Source organism: Catellatospora sp. TT07R-123, assembly GCF_018327705.1.
GTDB lineage: Bacteria > Actinomycetota > Actinomycetes > Mycobacteriales > Micromonosporaceae > Catellatospora.
In genome coordinates this window covers 334,216-351,465 of record NZ_BNEM01000001.1, presented here as the reverse complement: position 1 = coordinate 351,465, position 17,250 = coordinate 334,216, and the positions used below count along the sequence as shown (strand labels likewise).

Genomic DNA, 17,250 nt, shown 5'->3' with positions numbered 1-17,250 from the left:
GTTCAAGGCATGAAAGCCGCAAGGAACCGGATAACCCTGGAACACTGTTCCATGGCCCGACCTAGTTTGGAACGGCGTTCCAGGCATGTCAAGATGAGTGCATGGCAGGTGGGGCGCAGGACACAGGGCGGCGAGGCGACGCCCTGTCCCGGGAGCGCATCGTGGCGGCCGCCGTCGCGCTGCTCGACACCGCCGGGGAGGGCGGGCTGACCTTCCGGGCCCTCAGCACGCAGCTGAAGACCGGCCCCGGTGCGATCTACTGGCACGTGGCGAACAAGGACGAACTGCTCGCCGCGGCCACCGGCGCCGTCCTGGCCGACGCGACCACCACCGCCCAGGGCGCGCCGGAGGACGCGATCCGGGCGGTCGCGCTCGGCGTCTTCGACGCCATCGACGACCATCCCTGGATCGGTACGCAGCTCGCACGCGCCCCGGCGCAGCCGGTCATGCGCCAGATCTTCGAACGGATCGGCCGGCAGGTCCAGGCACTCGGCGTGCCCGCCGGTGACCAGTTCACCTCGGCGTCGGCGCTGCTCAACTACATTCTCGGCGTCGGCGGGCAGAACGCCGCCAACGCCCGCACCCAGCAGTCGGGCACCGACCGCACCGCACTGCTGGAAACCGAGTCGGCCGTGTGGGCGAACCTCGACCCGGACGAGTACCCGTTCCTGCGCGACATCGCCGGCCAGCTGGCCGACCACGACGACCGGGCCCAGTTCCTCGCCGGGGTCGACCTCATCCTCGCCGGTATCGCCCGACTGCGGCAGGGTCCTGCCGCCGCGGGCCGCCCGGTGCCGGGGCGGTCCCCGGCCCGGTAGCTCCCGCCGAGTCCGCGATCAGCGGAGCCGTCTCCTGAGACGGCTCCGTTCTTTCGTGCGGTTGCGGCGATACCCGCGCCACGCACCGCGATCCTCATCGGACATGGCGCCGTGCCCGGCCGGGTGGACTCGCCGAGCCGTCTGACACACGTGCCCTCCCTCGCCGCCGTCCGCCAGAGCTGACTGGGCGCGGCTGCTCTCGCCGCCGCTCATCGCACCGCGACGACGAGGAGGAGACGATGCGTCAACGACAGCATCGATGGCTGGCGGCGCTGCCGCTGCTGGCCATGGCGATCCTGGTGCCGACGGCACCGGCGTCGGCAGCCGGCGCCACCGGGCCGATCGTCGGGATCGGCGGCAAGTGCCTGGACAACCTGTCCGGCAGCACCGCCGACGGCAACCTGACCGACCTGCGTACCTGTAACGGCACCAGCGCCCAGCAGTGGACCCTGCCCGGTGACGGGACCATCCGGGTGCAGGGCGACCACTGCCTGGCCGGCAAGCACTCCGGCACCACGTCCGGCACGCTGGCCTGGATCTGGACCTGCAACGGCGGCGCCAACCAGTACTGGACCGCCAGGGCCGACGGCACGATCGTCAACGACTACTCGGGCCTGTGCCTGGCGGACAAGGGCGGGGTCACCACCGACGGCAACACGATCTGGCTCTACACCTGCGATGCGGGCCCGGCGCAGCTCTGGCAGCCGCCGGCGGGCACCGTCGATCCCTCCGGCCAGCCGATGCCGGTCGGCGACCTGGCCGGCTGGCACCAGGTCTTCCGGGACGACTTCGCCACCGACGTGGCCCTCGGCAGCTTTCCGGCGGCGGTGTCGACGAAGTGGACGGCCTACAGCGGGTTCAAGAACGACGGCAACACCGGCACGGGCACCTACGACCCGGCCAAGACCGTCAGCGTCGACAACGGCGTGCTCAACATCTACCTGCACACGGAGGGCGACAAGCACTACATCGCCGCGCCGCTGCCGAAGATCCCGGGACACAGCGGTGCCTACGACGGAATGGCCTACGGCCGCTACGCCGTGCGGTTCCGCGCCGACGCCGTGCCCGGCTACAAGACCGCCTGGTTGCTGTGGCCGGACAGCAACGCCTGGCCCGACGGCGAGATCGACTTCCCGGAGGGCAACCTGACCGGAACGATCGAGGCCAACATGCACCACCGGGGCAGTCATCCCGAGGTCGCCGACCAGTACCGCACCGGCACGACCTACGCCGCCTGGCACACCGCGGTGATCGAGTGGACGCCCGCGAACGTGGCGTTCTACCTCGACGGAGTCCTCAAGGGCAACGACACCGACACCGCGGTGCTGCCCGTCGCGCCCATGCACTGGGTGCTTCAGACGGAGACGCAGAACGGCGTCCACCCGCCCGTGTCCGCCGCAGGAAACGTCCAGATCGACTGGGTGTCGATCTGGTCCCGCAACTGAGCGAAAGGAATCCGACCACCATGCAGACCCCCCTCGCGCGACGGCTGGCCACCACCGTCATCGTGCTGCTGACCGTGCTGACCGCCGGGCTCGGCCTTGCCGGTGCCCCCGCCTCGGCCGCCGCCGGAAGCGACCGGCTCGGCCCCGGCGAGTTCCTCGACCCCGACCAGTACCTCGTCTCCGGCAACGGCGCGTACCGCCTCGTCATGCAGGGCGACGGCAACCTCGTCGCCTACGGGCCGGGCGGACCGCTGTGGGCGACCTACACCGCGGGCAGGGCCCGGTTCGTCAACCAGACCGACGGCAACCTGGTCGTCTACCCCAACGCGGGCGGCGTCTCCTGGGCCAGCGGCACCGGCGGCGGCGGTGGCACCCTCGTGGTGCAGGACGACGGCAACGTCGTGCTCTACGGGCCCGGCGGACCGACCTGGTCGACCTACACGGCGGGCGGTGTGTCCAAACTGGCCGCGACGGCGGCGATCGCCTTCGCCAAGCGCCAGCTCGGAAAGCCCTACGGGTACGGCGCCACCGGCCCCAACAGCTACGACTGCTCGGGCCTGACCCAGGCCGCGTACGCCTACGCGGGAGTCGGGATCCCGCGCACCTCCCAGGACCAGTGGGCCCGCTCGGCCCACGTCAGCCAGGCGGCGCTGCAGCCCGGCGACCTCGTGTTCTACAACAGCGCCGGGCATGTGGCCCTCTACGTCGGCAACGGCCAGGTCATCGAGGCCCTCAAGACCGGCACGCTCGTCCGCTACGACTCCATCACCTACCCCGGCACCCCCATCGGCTACGGCCGAGTGGCCTGACCGCGGTCGACCCCGAGGAGACGACCATGCGCAGACTCGTACGCTCGATCACCACGGCCCTGCTGCTCGCGGCGGCCGCCACGGCCGGCGGGCTCGCCGCCTCCGGTGCGGCGCACGCTGGGCCGGAGAGCTACCGGCTCGACCCGGGCGAGACGCTGGGCGCCGGCCAGCGCCTGGTCTCGGCCGACGGCCAGTACGTCCTGGTCATGCAGACCGACGGCAACCTCGTCATGTACGCGCCGGGCAGCCTGGCGCTGTGGGCGACCGGCACCAACCGGCCCGGCTCCATCGTCCAGATGCAGACCGACGGCAACCTCGTCGTCTACGCCCCCGGACACGTCGCCGTCTGGGCCAGCGGCACCTCCGGCGCGCTGCACGCCGAGATGCAGACGGACGGCAACATCGTGATCTACAACAACGCCGACCACGCCGCCCGCTGGGCGTCGGCGGCGATCCGCGACCGGAACAACACCGGCCAGGTCCGCTACAGCGGCTACGTACAGATGCGCGACGTGGGCTGGGCGCACTCGGAGTGGCCGTCGCTGAACGCGCTGTGGAACGGCGAGAGCGGCTGGCGCTGGAACGCGGCCAACCCGTCGGGCGCGTACGGGGTGCCTCAGGCGAAGCCCGGCGATCAGATGGCCGCGGCGGGGGCGGACTGGCATGAGAACCCGGCCACGCAGATCCGCTGGGGCCTGTCCTACATCCAGGGCCGCTACGGTTCGCCCGGCAACGCGTACTCGGTGTGGCTGTCGCGCAGCCCGCACTGGTACTGACCGGTGGTGCGAGTGGGCCGGTGCGCCACGGCCGGTCCACTCGCCCGCACGCCGTGCGGCGGGGTGATTGCGGACAGCGGCGGTCCATCGATCGATATAGGCTCCGTGCGGTTGCTCCCCGGCAGGAAGCGAGGCAGCGTGTCGTACCACTCACCGGAGCCCTGGGGCCGTGCGGGCGACCGCCCGGCGTCCGCGCTGGAGGAGTTCCCGCCTGATCTCACCTTTCCGCAGGGGCACCGTCTTGAGGGGGCACTGCCGGTGCCGGCGCAGGCGCCCCGGCGACCCCGGGCGCGGTGGATCGCCGGATTCTCCGGGTTCGTCGCCCTGGTCGTGGGCATGACGACCTACATCCTCGTGCGCGACTGGACACACGGGCTGTTCGAGCGGCTGGACACCGCCGCACACACGTCCGTGGTGACGCCCGACAAGCTCGGCACCCAGCCCAAGGCCACCGAGGCCGAGCTCAAGGTGATCGTCGCGGGTCTCACCGAGGCCTACGCCAAGGAGAAGGCCGTCGCCAAGGCGACGTCCAAGGTGATCGCCGCCTACGGTTCGACGGCCCGCAACGACGCCGTGGTCGTGATGGCGTTCGCCGGCAGGGTCGTGTCGCCGGATAAGGAACTGGACGGGTTCATGAGGGGGATCTCCGACGGCGAGGTGGTCCTCTACACCGACCTGGACCCGGGCCCGCTCGGTGGAGTCGCCCGGTGCGGCACGATGACGAAGACGTTCGCAGCGGCCAGCGCGGTGTGCGCGTGGGTCGACCACGGCAGCCTGGGCGGCCTGGTGTTCCTGGGCCAGCCGCTCACTGACAAGATCAAGAAGCGCTTCCTGGACGCGCGACCGCAGATCGAGAAGGTCGAGGCCGCCTGAGCGGTCGGCCCGCCCACCGCGAGCCCCTCACCCCTCCTGCCGGCGGCGCACCATCTCGGCGATCCAGACGGGCGCGAACGGTGACGTGCAGTCCGGGGGAGTGGGGTAGTCCTTCAGCACCTCCAGGCGCTCGCCGATGCCGATCGCGCGGGCCCGGAGCTGGGCGTGCTCGATGCCGATCTGCGCCAGGCAGTGGTTCATCGCCCACTGGAGCCGGTCCGGGGCGTCTCTCATCCGGGCCTCGATGAGGTCGAGCAGCCCCGCGAGGTCCAGGCCCTCGGGATTCTTCGCCACGCGGTCGGTGGTCAGCGCCCAGCCGGCACTCGCGACCACCGGATCCGGATCGGCGAACCAGGCCAGGCGCAGCTGCTCGGCGTGCGGGCTCTTCTTCACCACGTAGTTCACGAGCCAGTCGTGCACCTTCGGGGTGCGCGCCCGGCGCAGCATGGCGTCCAGCTCGTCGCGCCCGTAGGCCTTCGGGCGGCAGATGAGGACCGCCAGCAGTTTCGCCGCGCTGTCGTCGGTCTCCCACAGCTGCCGCGCGAGTTCCTGCTGCGTCTTCAACCGCTTGGCGACCTCGCGCAACCTGCTGAGGTTCACCCCGTGGTCGTCGCCGTGCCGCTCGTTCACCTGGCGCGCCCTCGGGTCCTCCAACGCCGCCAGCTCGGCCATTACCTCGGCCACCGTCGTCTCGCCCACCAGCGCCCCTCCCGTCCGTCACCATCAGGCGAACAGAAAAGCACATCGGTTCGCCCGGCCGAGCGCGCGGGCGGCGCGGCCGATCCACGGCTGGGTCGGCCCTCATCGCGCCGCTTCGCCATCGGCGGCGCCCGGCCCGGGACGGGCGCGCCACGGGATCCTGGGCCGACGCGACGTCAACCGGGCGATGCCAGGTGGCGTACGAGGTGGTCGGTCACCTCGCGCGCGTCGTCCCCGATGCCGTGGATGAAGGTGGACTTGCGCCGCCGCAGCAGCGGCAGGCCCAGCGCGTAGAGGCCGGGGCTCGGGAGCACCCCGCCGTCGTGTTCCAGCCCGCCCTTGCCGTCGATGACGGGAACGTCGAGCCACCGATAGTCCGGCCGGAACCCGGTCGCCCACACGATCGTGCGGACCGACCCGTCACGCAGGTCCAGGTGCAGCCGCGACGGCTGCGGCACCCGGGTCGGCTCCTGCGGTTCGGGCGCGTCGACGTCGAGCTCGCGACCGCCCGCCCACCGGTCGAACGTGTCCAGCAGGCGCCTCAGTTTGAGATCGGCGAGCGAGAGCACATTGCGCAGCCCGCCGGAGAACAGGGCCTGCCCGTCGCGCACCGCGGCCAGCCGGCCGACCAGCTCGACCCCCAGGTCGGCCAGCGCGTTGAGGTCCAGCGTGGTGCGCTCGGGCGTCCCGGCCAGCTGCGGCGACGGCAGCCGCCGGGCGCGTACGAGATCGTCGATCTCGTCGTAGCGCTGGTCCCACACGCCCGAGGCGTCCATCCACCACAGCACGTCACGCCCGCGGTAGGTCCGGGGCAGCCGCACGTGCTCGCCGACGGACAGGACCACCGGCCGACCGGAACGCCTGATCTCGGCGGCCAGCTGCACGCCGGTCGCGGAGGCGCCCACGACCAGCACGCCGCCGTCGGGCAGCCGGGCCGGGTGCCGGTAGTCGAACGGCGTCAGCTGCGTCACCGACGCCGGGACCGCCCCCGCGAACAGCGGCACCGTCGGCTGGTTGCAGGCGCCGCTGGCGATCACGACGGTCCGGCACGCGAGCTCGCCCCGGCCGGTCGTCACGGTGTATCCGTGGTCGGCGCGCCGCACCGAGGTGACCTCCGTGCCGGTCCGTACGGGTGCGCCGCCGGCGGTGGCGAAGCGCTCGATGAACTCGACCACTTCGCCCGCCGTCATGTACCCGTCAGGGTCCGGGCCGTCGTAGTGCTGTCCCGGCAGGCGGCTCTGCCAGTTGGGGGTCAGCAGCCGCAGCGAGTCCCAGCGTTCCCGCCGCCACGAGTTGGCCACCTCGCCGCGTTCGAGCACGACGTGGTCGATCGAACTGCGGCCGAGGAAGTGGCTGGCGGCCAGGCCGGCGTGCCCGGCACCGATGACCGCCGTGGTGACGCGCTCGATGGCCCGGCCCTCCTCAGGCGACTTCGACGCTGACGTTGGTGGGGTTGGTCAGGGCGTCGAAGACCGCCGAGCGCTTCTGCGACTGCGCGACCAGGGCCTCGATCTCCTGCGGCGTGGCGTCGGCGTCGATCTTGAAGGTGACCTTGATGTCGTTGTACCCGTTGCGCACCTCGCTGTCGGCGCCGAGGATGCCGCGGATGTCGTGGTTGCCCTCGACGACCGACTCGACGGAGCGCAGCTGGATGCCGCGGTTCTGCGCCACGGACGCGACACCCGCGGTCAGGCAGCTGGCCAGGCCCACGAGCAGGTATTCGATGGGGGTGATCCCGTTGTCCTCGGCGGCGAAGACGGCGGGGTGGTCGGCGTCGAACACCGACTCGGCCTGGTGGCTCTGCTCCTGGCCCAGGCCGTGGAAGTTCTGGATCCGGACGGTGCTGTGGACGCCCTTCTGCCACGTCGAGGTCGCCCGCCAGGTGAACTGGGCCGCTTCGGCGGCGTTCTTCAGTGCCTCGCGCGCGTCGAGCAGTGCCTGGACGTTGACTCCGTTATCGACAGTCATGCGCTGGTGCCCCTCTCCCAGGGTTATCCTATAATTCCTATCGGGATTAGCTGACATTACATGGACCCGCGACCGAGGACCAGCCATGACCGCGTCCGAGACACCGCCCCCGGCGCCCACCGCCGGGTCGGTGGGCACTGCCCAGGCGCGCCACCTCGACCTGCCCGCACCACCGGCACTGGACTGCGGGCGGCGGCTGGCCGGGGTCCGCGTGGCGTACGAGACCTACGGCGCGCTGTCGCCCGAACGCGACAACGTCATCCTGGTCTGCCACGCGTTGAGCGGCGACGCCCACGCGGCCGGGACGTCGACGGCGCAGCCCGAGGCCGGCACCCGCGACGGCTTCGCCGCCGAGGCCCGCGACGGCGCCGCCGGGCGGTCACTGGGCTGGTGGGACGGCATGATCGGCCCCGGTAAGGCGTTCGACACCGATCGGTACTTCGTCGTCTGCACCAACGTGCTCGGCGGCTGCCGCGGCACGACCGGACCGTCCTCGACCGACCCGGCCACCGGCCTGCCGTACGGGCCGGACTTCCCGGTCGTCACCGTCGCCGACATGGTCCGCACCCAGCGCGCGCTGCTGGCCGGACTGGGCATCCACCGGCTGGCCGCGGTCGCCGGGGGATCGCTGGGCGGGATGCAGGCGCTGGAGTGGGCCGTCCTGTTCCCCGACCTGGTCGACGCCATCGTGGTCATCGCGAGCACGCACGCGCTGCACCCGCAGGGCATCGCCTGGAACGCCATCGCCCGGGACGCCATCATGCGCGATCCGGCCTGGCAGGGCGGCCGCTACCACGGCACGGGCCGGGCGCCCGACGCCGGCATGGGCGTCGCCCGGATGGTCGGCCACATCACCTACCTGTCCGCCCCGGCGCTCGGCGACCGGTTCGGCCGCAGGCTCCAGTCGGCGTCCGACATCCGGCACACCATCACCGAGCCGGAGTTCGCGATCGAGAGCTACCTGCGCCACCAGGCCGACACGTTCGTCAAGCGGTTCGACGCCAACACCTACCTGTACCTGTCGCGGGCGCTGACCTACTTCGACCTGGCCCGCCAGCACGGCGGCGGTTCGCTGGCCGAGGCCCTGCGAAACGTCGCGGCGCGTACGCTGCTGATCGCGTTCAGCTCCGACTGGCTGTACCCGCCGGCGGCGTCGGCCGAGATCGAGCAGGCCCTGCGCGGGCTGGCCAAGCCGGTCGAGTATCACCTGATCGAGGCGCCGTACGGGCACGACTGCTTCCTGCTGGAGGAGGCCCGGCAGACCCCCATCATCCGCCGCTTCCTCACCGGGACGGCGGCGTGACGTCGAGAAAGGACCCCGTGACCGACCAGCATCCCCGGGCCGAGCAGGACCGCGCGTTCGGCTTCGAGACCCGGCAACTGCACGCGGGCCAGCGGCCCGACCCCAACACGGGCGCGCGCGCCGTGCCGATCTTCCAGACCACCAGCTACGTCTTCGAGGACCCGGAGTCGGCTGCCGCATACTTCAACCTCCAGGAGTACGGCAACACCTACTCGCGGATCATGAATCCGACCGTCGCGGTGTTCGAGGAGCGCGTGGCCAACCTGGAGGGCGGCTGCGGTGCGGTCGCGTTCGCCAGCGGCATCGCCGCGCAGGCCGCGGCCCTGTTCACACTGCTGGAGCCGGGTGACCACGTGGTCTCCTCCGCCGCGCTGTACGGCGGGACGGTCAACCAGCTCAAGCACCTGCTGCGCAAGATGAACGTCGAGCTGAGCTGGGTCGACCCCGACGACCCCGGCGCGTGGCGCGCCGCGGTGCGCCCGAACACGAAGGCGTTCTTCGGTGAGACCATCGGCAACCCGTCGGGCAACGTGCTGGACATCGAGACCGTCGCGGCGATCGCGCACGAGCACGGCCTGCCGCTCATCGTCGACAACACGTTCGCCACCCCGTACCTGTGCCGCCCGATCGAGTGGGGCGCCGACATCGTGGTCCACTCGGCGACCAAGTTCATCGGCGGCCACGGCACGAGCATCGGCGGCGTCGTCGTGGAGGCGGGCACGTTCGACTGGTCCAACGGCCGCTTCCCGGTCGTGGCCGACCCGTCGCCCGCGTACCACGGCCTGCAGTTCCACGAGACGTTCGGGGCGTACGGATACCTGATGAAGCTGCGCGCCGAGACCCTGCGCGACCTCGGCGCGGCGCTGTCGCCGTTCAACGCCTTCCTGTTCCTGCAAGGCCTGGAGACGCTGTCGCTGCGGATGCAGCGCCACGTGGAGAACGCGCAGGCGGTCGCCGCGTTCCTGGACTCGCACGAGCTGGCGTCGAACGTGACCTACCCGGGCCTGCCGGGCAGCAGGTACCAGCCGCTGGTGCGCAGGTACCTGCCGCGCGGCGCCGGGGCGGTGTTCTCGTTCGACTGCGCCGGGGGCCGCGAGGGCGGCCAGGACCTGATCCGCGGCGTGACGCTCTGGTCGCACCTGGCCAACGTCGGCGACGCCAAGAGCCTGATCATCCACCCGGCGAGCACCACCCACCGGCAGCTCGGCGACGAGGAGCTGCGGGCGGCCGGGGTCGCGCCGGGCACCGTCCGGCTGTCGGTGGGCACCGAGTCGGTCGAAGACCTGCTCTGGGACCTCGAACAGGGCTTCGGGTACGTCGCCACCGCGCTGAAGGGCAGGTAGGCCATGAGCGAGCTCGCGCGATACCAGGATCCGGCGACGATCCAGCGGTTGCTGCACACGGCCAGGAACGTCGCGGTGGTGGGCCTGTCCAACAACCAGCTGCGCGCCAGCTACTTCGTCGGCTACTACCTCAAGCGGCACGGCTACCGGGTGATCCCGGTGAACCCCCGCGAGACGGAGATCCTCGGCGCGACGAGCTACCCGAGCCTGCGCGACGTGCCGGTGCCCGTGGACGTCGTGAACGTCTTCCGTGCGCCGGACGCGCTGCCCGGCATCGCCCGCGAGGCCGTCGCGATCGGCGCGGGATCCCTGTGGTGCCAGTTCGGCGTGGTCAACGAGGAGGGGGCGCGGATCGCGGAGGAGGGCGGCGTGCCGGTCGTGATGGACCGCTGCCTGAAGATCGAGCACGCGCGCTACCTGGGCCGGATGCACTGGCTCGGCTTCAACACCCACCGGGTCACCTCCGTCCGCTCCGGACTCCAGTAGCGGGTCGCCCTCCGGGGTGGCGCAACGGCTGCCCCGGAGGTGCCGAAGTCCTGCTGGCGGCGGGTGCGGCAAAGTCTTCAGGTGGCGTATCTCCACCGGTATTCCTCTAATCCTATGTGATTAGTAGGGTATCGCCGGACAGGAGGTTTCCGCAGATGACGGTAGATGTGTCCCGCCGCCGCCGGACCGACCGGGCCCGCCAGGTGGCCGACGTACTGAGGCACCAGATCGTGGCCGGCGGCTTCGCCGACGGAGCCCTGCCGGGAGAGGACGACCTCGGCGCCGAGTTCGCGGTCTCCCGCAACACGGTCCGCGAGGCGCTGTCGCTGCTGCGTGGCGAGGGCCTGGTCGACCGTACGCCCGGCCTGGGCACAACGACCTGCGGGGAGAAGTACCCGCACGGCCTGCACCGCCTGATGGGCCTCAACGAGACCATGCACGAGCACGGCACCGTCACCAACGAGGTGCGGGCCGCCGAACTGATTGACCCGCCCACCTGGGTCGGGCGGCGGCTGTGCACGACCGACCGGGTCGTCTACATCGAACGCATCCGCCGCCTCAACGGCGAGCCGCTGTCGCTCGACCTCACCTACCTGCCGCGCGCCGTCGGTGAACCCCTGCTGGCCGAGGACCTGGCCAACCGGGACATCTTCGTGCTGCTGGAGACCATCACCGGCCAGCGGCTCGGCACCGCCGACCTCACGCTGGAGGCCGTCAACGCCGACGCGCACAGCGCGAGCCTGCTCGGCACGCAGGACAACGCCGCCCTGCTGATGCTCGAACGCCTGACGCACCTGGCCGACGGCACGCCCGTCGACCTCGAATCCATCCGCTTGCGTGGCGACCGGCTCGCCATGCGCGCCCAACTTGAGAGGCGGTAGCCATGGCACTGGCCGACCAGCGCGTCGACCTCCCGGTCATCGTCGACCCGGACCTGTGCATCGACGGCTGCACCCTGTGCGTCGACGTCTGCCCGCTCGACTCCCTCGCCATCGACCCCGCGAGCGGCAAGGCCTACATGCACGTCGACGAGTGCTGGTACTGCGGCCCGTGCGCGGCCCGCTGCCCCACCGGCGCCGTCACCGTCAACATGCCCTACCTCCTGAGATGAGACCCCAGATGCGCAGGATCGCGATACTCGCGCTGACCGCCGCGCTAACGGCGACGAGCGGCTGCACGGTCGCGGGCGCCGCCGCCGACGGCGACGCCGAGCGGGTGGTGGTCGGCTACCAGTCCAAGACCATCAACACGGTCACCGCCGGGACGCTGCTCAAGGCCCAGGGCTTCTTCGAGAAGCGGCTGGCCGAGATCGCCGGCAGGAAGTTCCAGGTGGTGTGGCAGGACTACGACACCGGTGCGCCGATCACGGCCCAGATGATCGCCGGGAAGATCGACATCGGGTCGATGGGGGACTACCCGCTGCTCATCAACGGCTCCCGCGGCCAGCAGAACGCCGAGACCCGTACCAAGCTGATCTCGGCGACCGGGTTCAACATCCGGGGCGCGCTGAACATGGTGGTGACCACCCCGGCGTCGAAGATCACCAGCCTGGCCGATCTCCAGGGCAGGGCCGTGTCCACCAGCGTCGGCTCGGCCGCCCACGGCACCCTCGTGCAGGCCCTGGAGCGCTACGGCGTCGCCGATGTCAAGGTGGAGAACCAGGTTCCGCAGGTCGGCGCCTCGGCGCTGCAAGCGGGCAACGTCGCCGCGCTGTCGCAGTTCGTGGCCTGGCCCGCCCTGCTGGTGCACCGGGGCGAGGCGCAGCCGCTCTACGACGGCGGCGACCTGAAGGTGCCCACGTTCCACGGCGTCGTGGTGCGCGAGGCGTACGCCAAGGACCACGCCGACGTGGTCAAGGCGTTCCTGAAGGCGCAGATCGACGCGACGAGGTTCCTGTGGGCCGACCCGCTGGCCGCCGCGAAGAGCGTCGCCGACGCGACCGGCCTGCCGCCGGAGGTGGTCTACCTCTACAACGGCGCGGGCGGCCAGGTCACCTTCGACGTGCAGCTCAAGCAGGCGCTGCGCGACGCGCACGCGCACGACGTGCCGTTTCTGAAGTCGATCGGCGTGCTCCAGTCCATCGACCTGGCCGCGTTCGTCGACGACAGCTACCTCAGGGCCGTCTACGGCGACCAGTACGACGCCGACTTCGCCAGCACCGCGAACCGGGCCGCGATCACCGGCACCGACGAGGTGTGCGGCCGGCCGGTCACCGACCCCGCGCTCGCCGGTGAGCTGTGGCCCGTCGGCGCCGACCGGACGAAACCGGCCGCGACCCCGACGTGCCTGCTGCGGGCCGTACGCAAGGAGAAGCCGCGCGCGGCCTACGTGCCCGACGCGACCACCGGCACCCGCTGGTTCGCCGACCGGAGCCTGTGGGTCGTGGACCCGGCCGCCCCAGCCGACGAGCGCTTCAAACCGTTCGTGACCCGCTCCGCCGCCGACGCCTACACCGCCGCCCACCCTGGCGCCCGCGTCGTGACCTACGCCCAGGCCGTGGAGGGGGCATGACCGCGCTGCTGGAGCAGACCCGGGCCCGGCCCGCCGCCGCGGCCGGGCGGCGCCGGACCGGCTACCGGGCCCGGTGGGCGGTGCGGCTGGGCACCCTGGCCGCCGCCGCGGCCGCGTGGCAGTGGGTGACCTCGGCCGACGTGCGGCTGTGGGTACGGTTCGACCGCCTGCCCACGCCCGTCGAGGTCTGGCACGAGCTGGTACGCCAGCTGTCGCTGCCCGTGTACTACCAGGACGTCGCGCAGAGCCTGGTCCGCATTCTCACCGGCTTCGGCCTCGCCGCGGTGCTCGGCATCGGCCTGGGCATCGCGATCGGACGGTCCCGGCTGCTCGCCGACGTGCTGCAGCCGCTGTTCGAGGTGGTGCGGCCGATCCCCGCGATCGCCCTGGTGCCGGTGGCGATCCTGCTGTTCCCGACCAACGAGCAGGGCATCGTGTTCATCACGTTCGTGTCGGCGTTCTTCCCGATCCTGGTCAGCACCAGGCATGCGGTGCGGGCGCTGCCGACGGTGTGGGAGGACGCGATCCGCACCATCGGCGGCGGCCGCTGGCGCACCCTGGCCAGCGTGGTGCTGCCCGGTGCGCTGCCGGGCGTCTTCAGCGGCCTGTCGGTCGGCATCGGAGTCTCCTGGATCTGCGTCATCTCCGCCGAGATGATCTCCGGTGACTTCGGCGTCGGCTACCGCACCTGGAAGGCGTACACCATCGTCGACTATCCCGGGGTGCTGGTCGGCATGCTCACCATCGGCGCACTGGGCTGGCTGACCTCCTCGGCCGTGGAGCGCGTCGGCCGCCGGGCCACCCGCTGGCTGCCCGCGAGCCTGAAGGACGAGGCGCGATGAGGTTCGAACTGTCCGGCGTGACCCTCGGGTACGGCGCCGACGCCGTGATCGACGGTCTCGACCTGGAGGTGCGCGGCGGCGAGATCCTCGTCGTGGTCGGCGGCTCCGGCTGCGGCAAGTCCACCCTGCTCCGGGCCCTGGCCGGCCTCCTGCCGGCCCGGCAGGGAAGCATCCTCGCCGACGGGGTGCCCGTGCGCGGCCCGTCCAGGGAACGGGCCCTGGTGTTCCAGGAGGACGCGCTGCTGCCGTGGCGCTCGGCCCGGCGCAACGTGGAACTGGCGCTGGCCATCCGTGGAGCGTCCGACCGGCGGCGGCTCGGCGGGCACTGGCTGGCCGAGGTCGGACTCGGCGGGCACGGGGACCGGCTGCCCGCGCAGCTGTCCGGCGGCCAGCGCCAGCGGGTGCAGCTGGCCCGCACCCTGGCGGCGCAGCCCCGGGCCATCCTGATGGACGAGCCGTTCGGGGCGCTGGACGCGCAGACCCGCGCGGCCATGCAGCAGATGCTGCTGCAACTGCGTACCACCAATCCGGCCACCGTCGTCTTCGTCACGCACGACGTCGACGAGGCGCTGATCCTCGGGGACCGGGTCGCGGTCCTCACCCCGCGCGGCGTCGAGGCGGTCCTCGACGGCGGCACGGCCACGAAGGAAGAGATCCTATGCAGCCTGCGAGCCTGACCGACCGCCTCCAGCTCGACTGCGACGTCGTCGTGGTCGGCGGAGGGACGGCCGGGACGATGGCGGCCCTGTCCGCGGCCGAGCACGGCGCCCGGGTGATCGTGCTGGAGAAGGCGCACGTGCGCCACTCCGGAGCGCTCGCGATGGGCATGGACGGCGTCAACAACGCCGTCATCCCCGGAAAGGCCGTCCCGGAGGACTACGTACGCGAGATCACGCTGGCCAACGACGGGATCGTGAACCAGAAGACGGTCTATCAGACCGCCAGCCGCGGCTACGACATGGTGCGGCGGCTGGAGGGCTACGGCGTCAAGTTCGAGAAGGACGCCTACGGGGAGTACGCGGTGCGCCAGGTGCACCGTTCCGGCAGCTACGTGCTGCCCATGCCCGAGGGCCGCGACATCAAGAAGGTGCTCTACCGGGTGCTGCGCGAACGCCGCATGCGCGACCGGATCCGGATCGAGAACCGGCTGATGCCGGTGCGGGTGCTGACCGCCGGCGGCCGCGCCGCCGGAGTGGCCGCGCTGCACACCCGCACCGGCGAGTTCGCGACGGTGTCGGCCAGGGCGGTGATCCTCGCGACCGGCGCCAGCGGCCGGCTCGGCCTGCCCGCCAGCGGCTACCTGTACGGCACGTACGAGAACCCGACCAACGCCGGCGACGGCCACTCCATGGCGTATCACGCCGGAGCCGAGCTGTCCGGCATCGAGTGCTTCCAGATCAACCCGCTGATCAAGGACTACAACGGCCCGGCCTGCGCGTACGTCGCCAACCCGTTCGGCGGCTACCAGGTCAACAACCGGGGGCAGCGGTTCGTCGACTCCGACTACTGGTCGGGCCAGATGATGGCCGAGGTGGCCCGCGAGCTGGGCACCGACCGCGCACCGGTCTACCTCAAACTCACCCACCTGCCCGAGGAGACGATCTCCCGGCTCGAAGCCATCCTGCACACCACCGAGCGGCCCACCCGCGGCACCTTCCACGCCGGGCGCGGCCACGACTACCGCACCCACGACGTCGAGATGCACATCTCCGAGATCGGCCTGTGCGGCGGCCACTCCGCCTCCGGGGTGTGGGTCGACGAGCACGGCGCCACCACCGTGCCCGGCCTGTACGCCGCGGGCGACCTGGCCTGCGTGCCGCACAACTACATGATCGGCGCGTTCGTCTTCGGCGACCTCGCCGGCACCCACGCCGCCGGGCTGGACACCGCCGCCGCCCCGCTGCCGCTCGACCAGATCGAGGCCGCCCACGAGCTGGTCTACCGCCCCCTGCGCAACCCGGACGGCCTGCCCCAGCAGCAGGTCGAATACAAGCTGCGCCGGTTCGTCAACGAGTACGTCGCCCCGCCCAAGTCGGCGGCCAAGCTCGACCTCGCCGTCGAGGCGTTCGAGCGCATCCGCGCCGACATCGACCGGCTGGGCGCCCGCACCCCGCACGAGCTGATGCGCTGCGTGGAGGTGACGTTCATCCGCGACTGCGCCGAGATGGCCGCCCGGGCCTCACTCACCCGCACCGAGAGCCGCTGGGGCCTGTACCACCAGCGCCTGGACCACACCTCGCGCGACGACGAGCAGTGGCTGTTCCACCTCAACCTGCGCAAGGGAGCCGACGGGCGGATGGAGTTCCTCAAACGACCCGTCGCCGACTACCTGGTGCCCGTCGACGGGTTCACCCCCGTCGCCGCGCCGCCGCAGGTGCTCGCGGCGCCGGTGGCCGCCTACCGTACGGCGGTGACCGGCCCGGCCGCCCGGGCCACCACCGCCAAGGCCACGCGGCGGCTGCTGGAGGTGGTCCGGCTGGCCGAGCAGGACCCGGCCCTGGACGCGTTCGAGCCCTACCTCGCCGACGAGGACCCCGAGGTGCGCCGCACCGCCCTGGTCGCGCTCGTCGAGGCGGCGCCGCCGGGCACCCCCGCCACGCTCGTGCGCGCACTGTCCGACCAGGACCAGCTGGTTCGGGCCGCGGCCGTGGCCGGGCTGCAGGAGCTGGCCGACGTCCTGCCGACCGGGCTGGCCCTGCACACCGCCCTGGGCAGCACCGATCCCACCGTCCGCGCGATCGGCCTGGACCTGCTGCGCCTGACCGGTGAGGGCACCGCCGCGCAGTTCCGCGGCTGCCACGCCGACGACGACGTCGAGGTGCGCCTCAAGGCCGTGCTCGGCCTGGTCCGGCTCGACGACGGGGCCGGGCTGGCGCAGGCGGCCGCCGACCCCGACCGCGAGGTACGCGTCGCCGTCGCGCACGGCCTGCGGACCGTCGGCGCCCCCGAGGTCCTGGCCCGGCTGGCCGTCGACGCCGAGCCGCTGGTGCGCGCCGCCGCGTTCGCCTCGGCTGCGGCCGGTCCGGACGACACGCTGACCGCACTGGCGCTGGGGGCGGTCGCCGATCCCGCCTGGCAGGTCCGCGCCGGTGCCGCCGCCGCGCTCGGCCCGGCCGCCGCCGCCGAGCTGACCGTGCTGGCCACCGACGTCAACGCCGACGTCCGCAAGGCCGCGGTGCGGGCGATGGCACCGCACCGCGACCTGTTCGCCCCGGCGCTCGCGGACGCGCTGGCCGACGGCGACGCCGACGTGCGCGCCTATGCCCGCCACGCGCTCGGCGGCACGTCCCATGCCGACGCCCGCCCCGGCGACCGGGTCGCCGCACCGTAGAAGGCATCGGGAGTGCCTGTCGCGGCGGACCCGCGCACGGGGACCG

General features: G+C 72.1%; 17 protein-coding genes. 14 read left to right on the top strand and 3 right to left on the bottom strand.

Features of this window, described 5'->3' with window-relative positions; all coding sequences use genetic code 11:
- Positions 1 to 101: 101 nt before the first annotated feature.
- From Cs7R123_RS01470 to Cs7R123_RS01450, 5 genes are all read left to right on the top strand, one after another.
- Complete coding sequence (locus tag Cs7R123_RS01470) at positions 102 to 818, top strand: TetR/AcrR family transcriptional regulator (protein WP_212822850.1); 717 nt, start codon at positions 102 to 104, stop codon at positions 816 to 818.
- Between the two features lie 239 nt (positions 819 to 1,057).
- Positions 1,058 to 2,263, top strand: a complete 1,206-nt coding sequence (locus Cs7R123_RS01465) for a ricin-type beta-trefoil lectin domain protein (protein ID WP_212822849.1) — start codon at positions 1,058 to 1,060, stop codon at positions 2,261 to 2,263.
- A gap of 20 nt (positions 2,264 to 2,283) precedes the next feature.
- On the top strand, positions 2,284 to 3,072 hold the full coding sequence (locus Cs7R123_RS01460) for a C40 family peptidase (RefSeq protein WP_212822848.1): 789 nt from the start codon (positions 2,284 to 2,286) through the stop codon (positions 3,070 to 3,072).
- 26 nt (positions 3,073 to 3,098) lie between these two features.
- On the top strand, positions 3,099 to 3,848 hold the full coding sequence (locus Cs7R123_RS01455) for a hypothetical protein (protein ID WP_212822846.1): 750 nt from the start codon (positions 3,099 to 3,101) through the stop codon (positions 3,846 to 3,848).
- A gap of 138 nt (positions 3,849 to 3,986) precedes the next feature.
- Positions 3,987 to 4,721 (top strand): hypothetical protein, encoded by a 735-nt coding sequence (locus Cs7R123_RS01450; RefSeq protein WP_212822844.1) that lies wholly within the window; start codon positions 3,987 to 3,989, stop codon positions 4,719 to 4,721.
- Positions 4,722 to 4,748: 27 nt separating this feature from the next.
- Here Cs7R123_RS01450 and Cs7R123_RS01445 read toward each other — a convergent pair whose 3' ends face one another.
- The 3 genes from Cs7R123_RS01445 to Cs7R123_RS01435 form a co-directional block, all read right to left on the bottom strand.
- Entirely contained in the window at positions 4,749 to 5,423 is a 675-nt protein-coding gene (locus tag Cs7R123_RS01445; protein WP_212828721.1) for a DNA alkylation repair protein, read from the bottom strand.
- A gap of 173 nt (positions 5,424 to 5,596) precedes the next feature.
- Positions 5,597 to 6,805 carry an NAD(P)-binding domain-containing protein gene (locus Cs7R123_RS01440; RefSeq protein WP_212828719.1) on the bottom strand — a complete coding sequence of 403 codons (1,209 nt, stop codon included), beginning with the start codon at positions 6,803 to 6,805 and terminating at the stop codon, positions 5,597 to 5,599.
- Positions 6,806 to 6,842: 37 nt separating this feature from the next.
- Positions 6,843 to 7,388, bottom strand: a complete 546-nt coding sequence (locus tag Cs7R123_RS01435; RefSeq protein ID WP_212822842.1) for an OsmC family protein — start codon at positions 7,386 to 7,388, stop codon at positions 6,843 to 6,845.
- Positions 7,389 to 7,473: 85 nt separating this feature from the next.
- Here Cs7R123_RS01435 and Cs7R123_RS01430 point away from each other — a divergent pair, with 85 nt between their 5' ends.
- From Cs7R123_RS01430 to Cs7R123_RS01390, 9 genes are all read left to right on the top strand, one after another.
- Complete coding sequence (locus tag Cs7R123_RS01430) at positions 7,474 to 8,691, top strand: homoserine O-acetyltransferase (protein ID WP_212822840.1); 1,218 nt, start codon at positions 7,474 to 7,476, stop codon at positions 8,689 to 8,691.
- 17 nt (positions 8,692 to 8,708) lie between these two features.
- Positions 8,709 to 10,034, top strand: coding sequence for an O-acetylhomoserine aminocarboxypropyltransferase/cysteine synthase family protein (locus Cs7R123_RS01425; RefSeq protein ID WP_212822838.1), 1,326 nt, complete (start codon positions 8,709 to 8,711; stop codon positions 10,032 to 10,034).
- Between the two features lie 3 nt (positions 10,035 to 10,037).
- On the top strand, positions 10,038 to 10,520 hold the full coding sequence (locus Cs7R123_RS01420) for a CoA-binding protein (protein WP_212822836.1): 483 nt from the start codon (positions 10,038 to 10,040) through the stop codon (positions 10,518 to 10,520).
- 155 nt (positions 10,521 to 10,675) lie between these two features.
- Positions 10,676 to 11,401 carry a GntR family transcriptional regulator gene (locus tag Cs7R123_RS01415; protein ID WP_212822834.1) on the top strand — a complete coding sequence of 242 codons (726 nt, stop codon included), beginning with the start codon at positions 10,676 to 10,678 and terminating at the stop codon, positions 11,399 to 11,401.
- Positions 11,402 to 11,403: 2 nt separating this feature from the next.
- Positions 11,404 to 11,631, top strand: a complete 228-nt coding sequence (locus tag Cs7R123_RS01410) for a ferredoxin family protein (RefSeq protein ID WP_212822832.1) — start codon at positions 11,404 to 11,406, stop codon at positions 11,629 to 11,631.
- 8 nt (positions 11,632 to 11,639) lie between these two features.
- The gene (locus Cs7R123_RS01405) at positions 11,640 to 13,031 is read left to right on the top strand and encodes an ABC transporter substrate-binding protein (protein WP_212822830.1); all 1,392 of its coding nucleotides are present in this window, start codon (positions 11,640 to 11,642) and stop codon (positions 13,029 to 13,031) included.
- Positions 13,028 to 13,873, top strand: coding sequence for an ABC transporter permease (locus Cs7R123_RS01400; protein WP_212822828.1), 846 nt, complete (start codon positions 13,028 to 13,030; stop codon positions 13,871 to 13,873). The genes Cs7R123_RS01405 and Cs7R123_RS01400 overlap by 4 nt, the downstream gene beginning before the upstream one ends.
- Positions 13,870 to 14,550, top strand: a complete 681-nt coding sequence (locus Cs7R123_RS01395) for an ABC transporter ATP-binding protein (RefSeq protein WP_212822826.1) — start codon at positions 13,870 to 13,872, stop codon at positions 14,548 to 14,550. Before Cs7R123_RS01400 ends, Cs7R123_RS01395 begins: the two co-directional genes overlap by 4 nt.
- Positions 14,532 to 17,204, top strand: coding sequence for a fumarate reductase/succinate dehydrogenase flavoprotein subunit (locus Cs7R123_RS01390; RefSeq protein ID WP_212822824.1), 2,673 nt, complete (start codon positions 14,532 to 14,534; stop codon positions 17,202 to 17,204). The genes Cs7R123_RS01395 and Cs7R123_RS01390 overlap by 19 nt, the downstream gene beginning before the upstream one ends.
- The last annotated feature ends 46 nt before the right edge of the window (positions 17,205 to 17,250 follow it).

Excerpts from the sequence above, each read along its gene's own strand:
- Cs7R123_RS01460 (WP_212822848.1), top strand. The coding sequence starts at position 2,284 with ATGCAGACCCCCCTCGCGCGACGGCTGGCCACCACCGTCATCGTGCTG.
- Cs7R123_RS01430 (WP_212822840.1), top strand. The coding sequence starts at position 7,474 with ATGACCGCGTCCGAGACACCGCCCCCGGCGCCCACCGCCGGGTCGGTG.
- Cs7R123_RS01465 (WP_212822849.1), top strand. The coding sequence starts at position 1,058 with ATGCGTCAACGACAGCATCGATGGCTGGCGGCGCTGCCGCTGCTGGCC.
- Cs7R123_RS01410 (WP_212822832.1), top strand. The coding sequence starts at position 11,404 with ATGGCACTGGCCGACCAGCGCGTCGACCTCCCGGTCATCGTCGACCCG.
- Cs7R123_RS01390 (WP_212822824.1), top strand. The coding sequence starts at position 14,532 with ATGCAGCCTGCGAGCCTGACCGACCGCCTCCAGCTCGACTGCGACGTC.
- Cs7R123_RS01455 (WP_212822846.1), top strand. The coding sequence starts at position 3,099 with ATGCGCAGACTCGTACGCTCGATCACCACGGCCCTGCTGCTCGCGGCG.
- Cs7R123_RS01395 (WP_212822826.1), top strand. The coding sequence starts at position 13,870 with ATGAGGTTCGAACTGTCCGGCGTGACCCTCGGGTACGGCGCCGACGCC.
- Cs7R123_RS01400 (WP_212822828.1), top strand. The coding sequence starts at position 13,028 with ATGACCGCGCTGCTGGAGCAGACCCGGGCCCGGCCCGCCGCCGCGGCC.
- Cs7R123_RS01420 (WP_212822836.1), top strand. The coding sequence starts at position 10,038 with ATGAGCGAGCTCGCGCGATACCAGGATCCGGCGACGATCCAGCGGTTG.
- Cs7R123_RS01415 (WP_212822834.1), top strand. The coding sequence starts at position 10,676 with ATGACGGTAGATGTGTCCCGCCGCCGCCGGACCGACCGGGCCCGCCAG.
- Cs7R123_RS01470 (WP_212822850.1), top strand. The coding sequence starts at position 102 with ATGGCAGGTGGGGCGCAGGACACAGGGCGGCGAGGCGACGCCCTGTCC.
- Cs7R123_RS01435 (WP_212822842.1), bottom strand. The coding sequence starts at position 7,388 with ATGACTGTCGATAACGGAGTCAACGTCCAGGCACTGCTCGACGCGCGC.
- Cs7R123_RS01405 (WP_212822830.1), top strand. The coding sequence starts at position 11,640 with ATGCGCAGGATCGCGATACTCGCGCTGACCGCCGCGCTAACGGCGACG.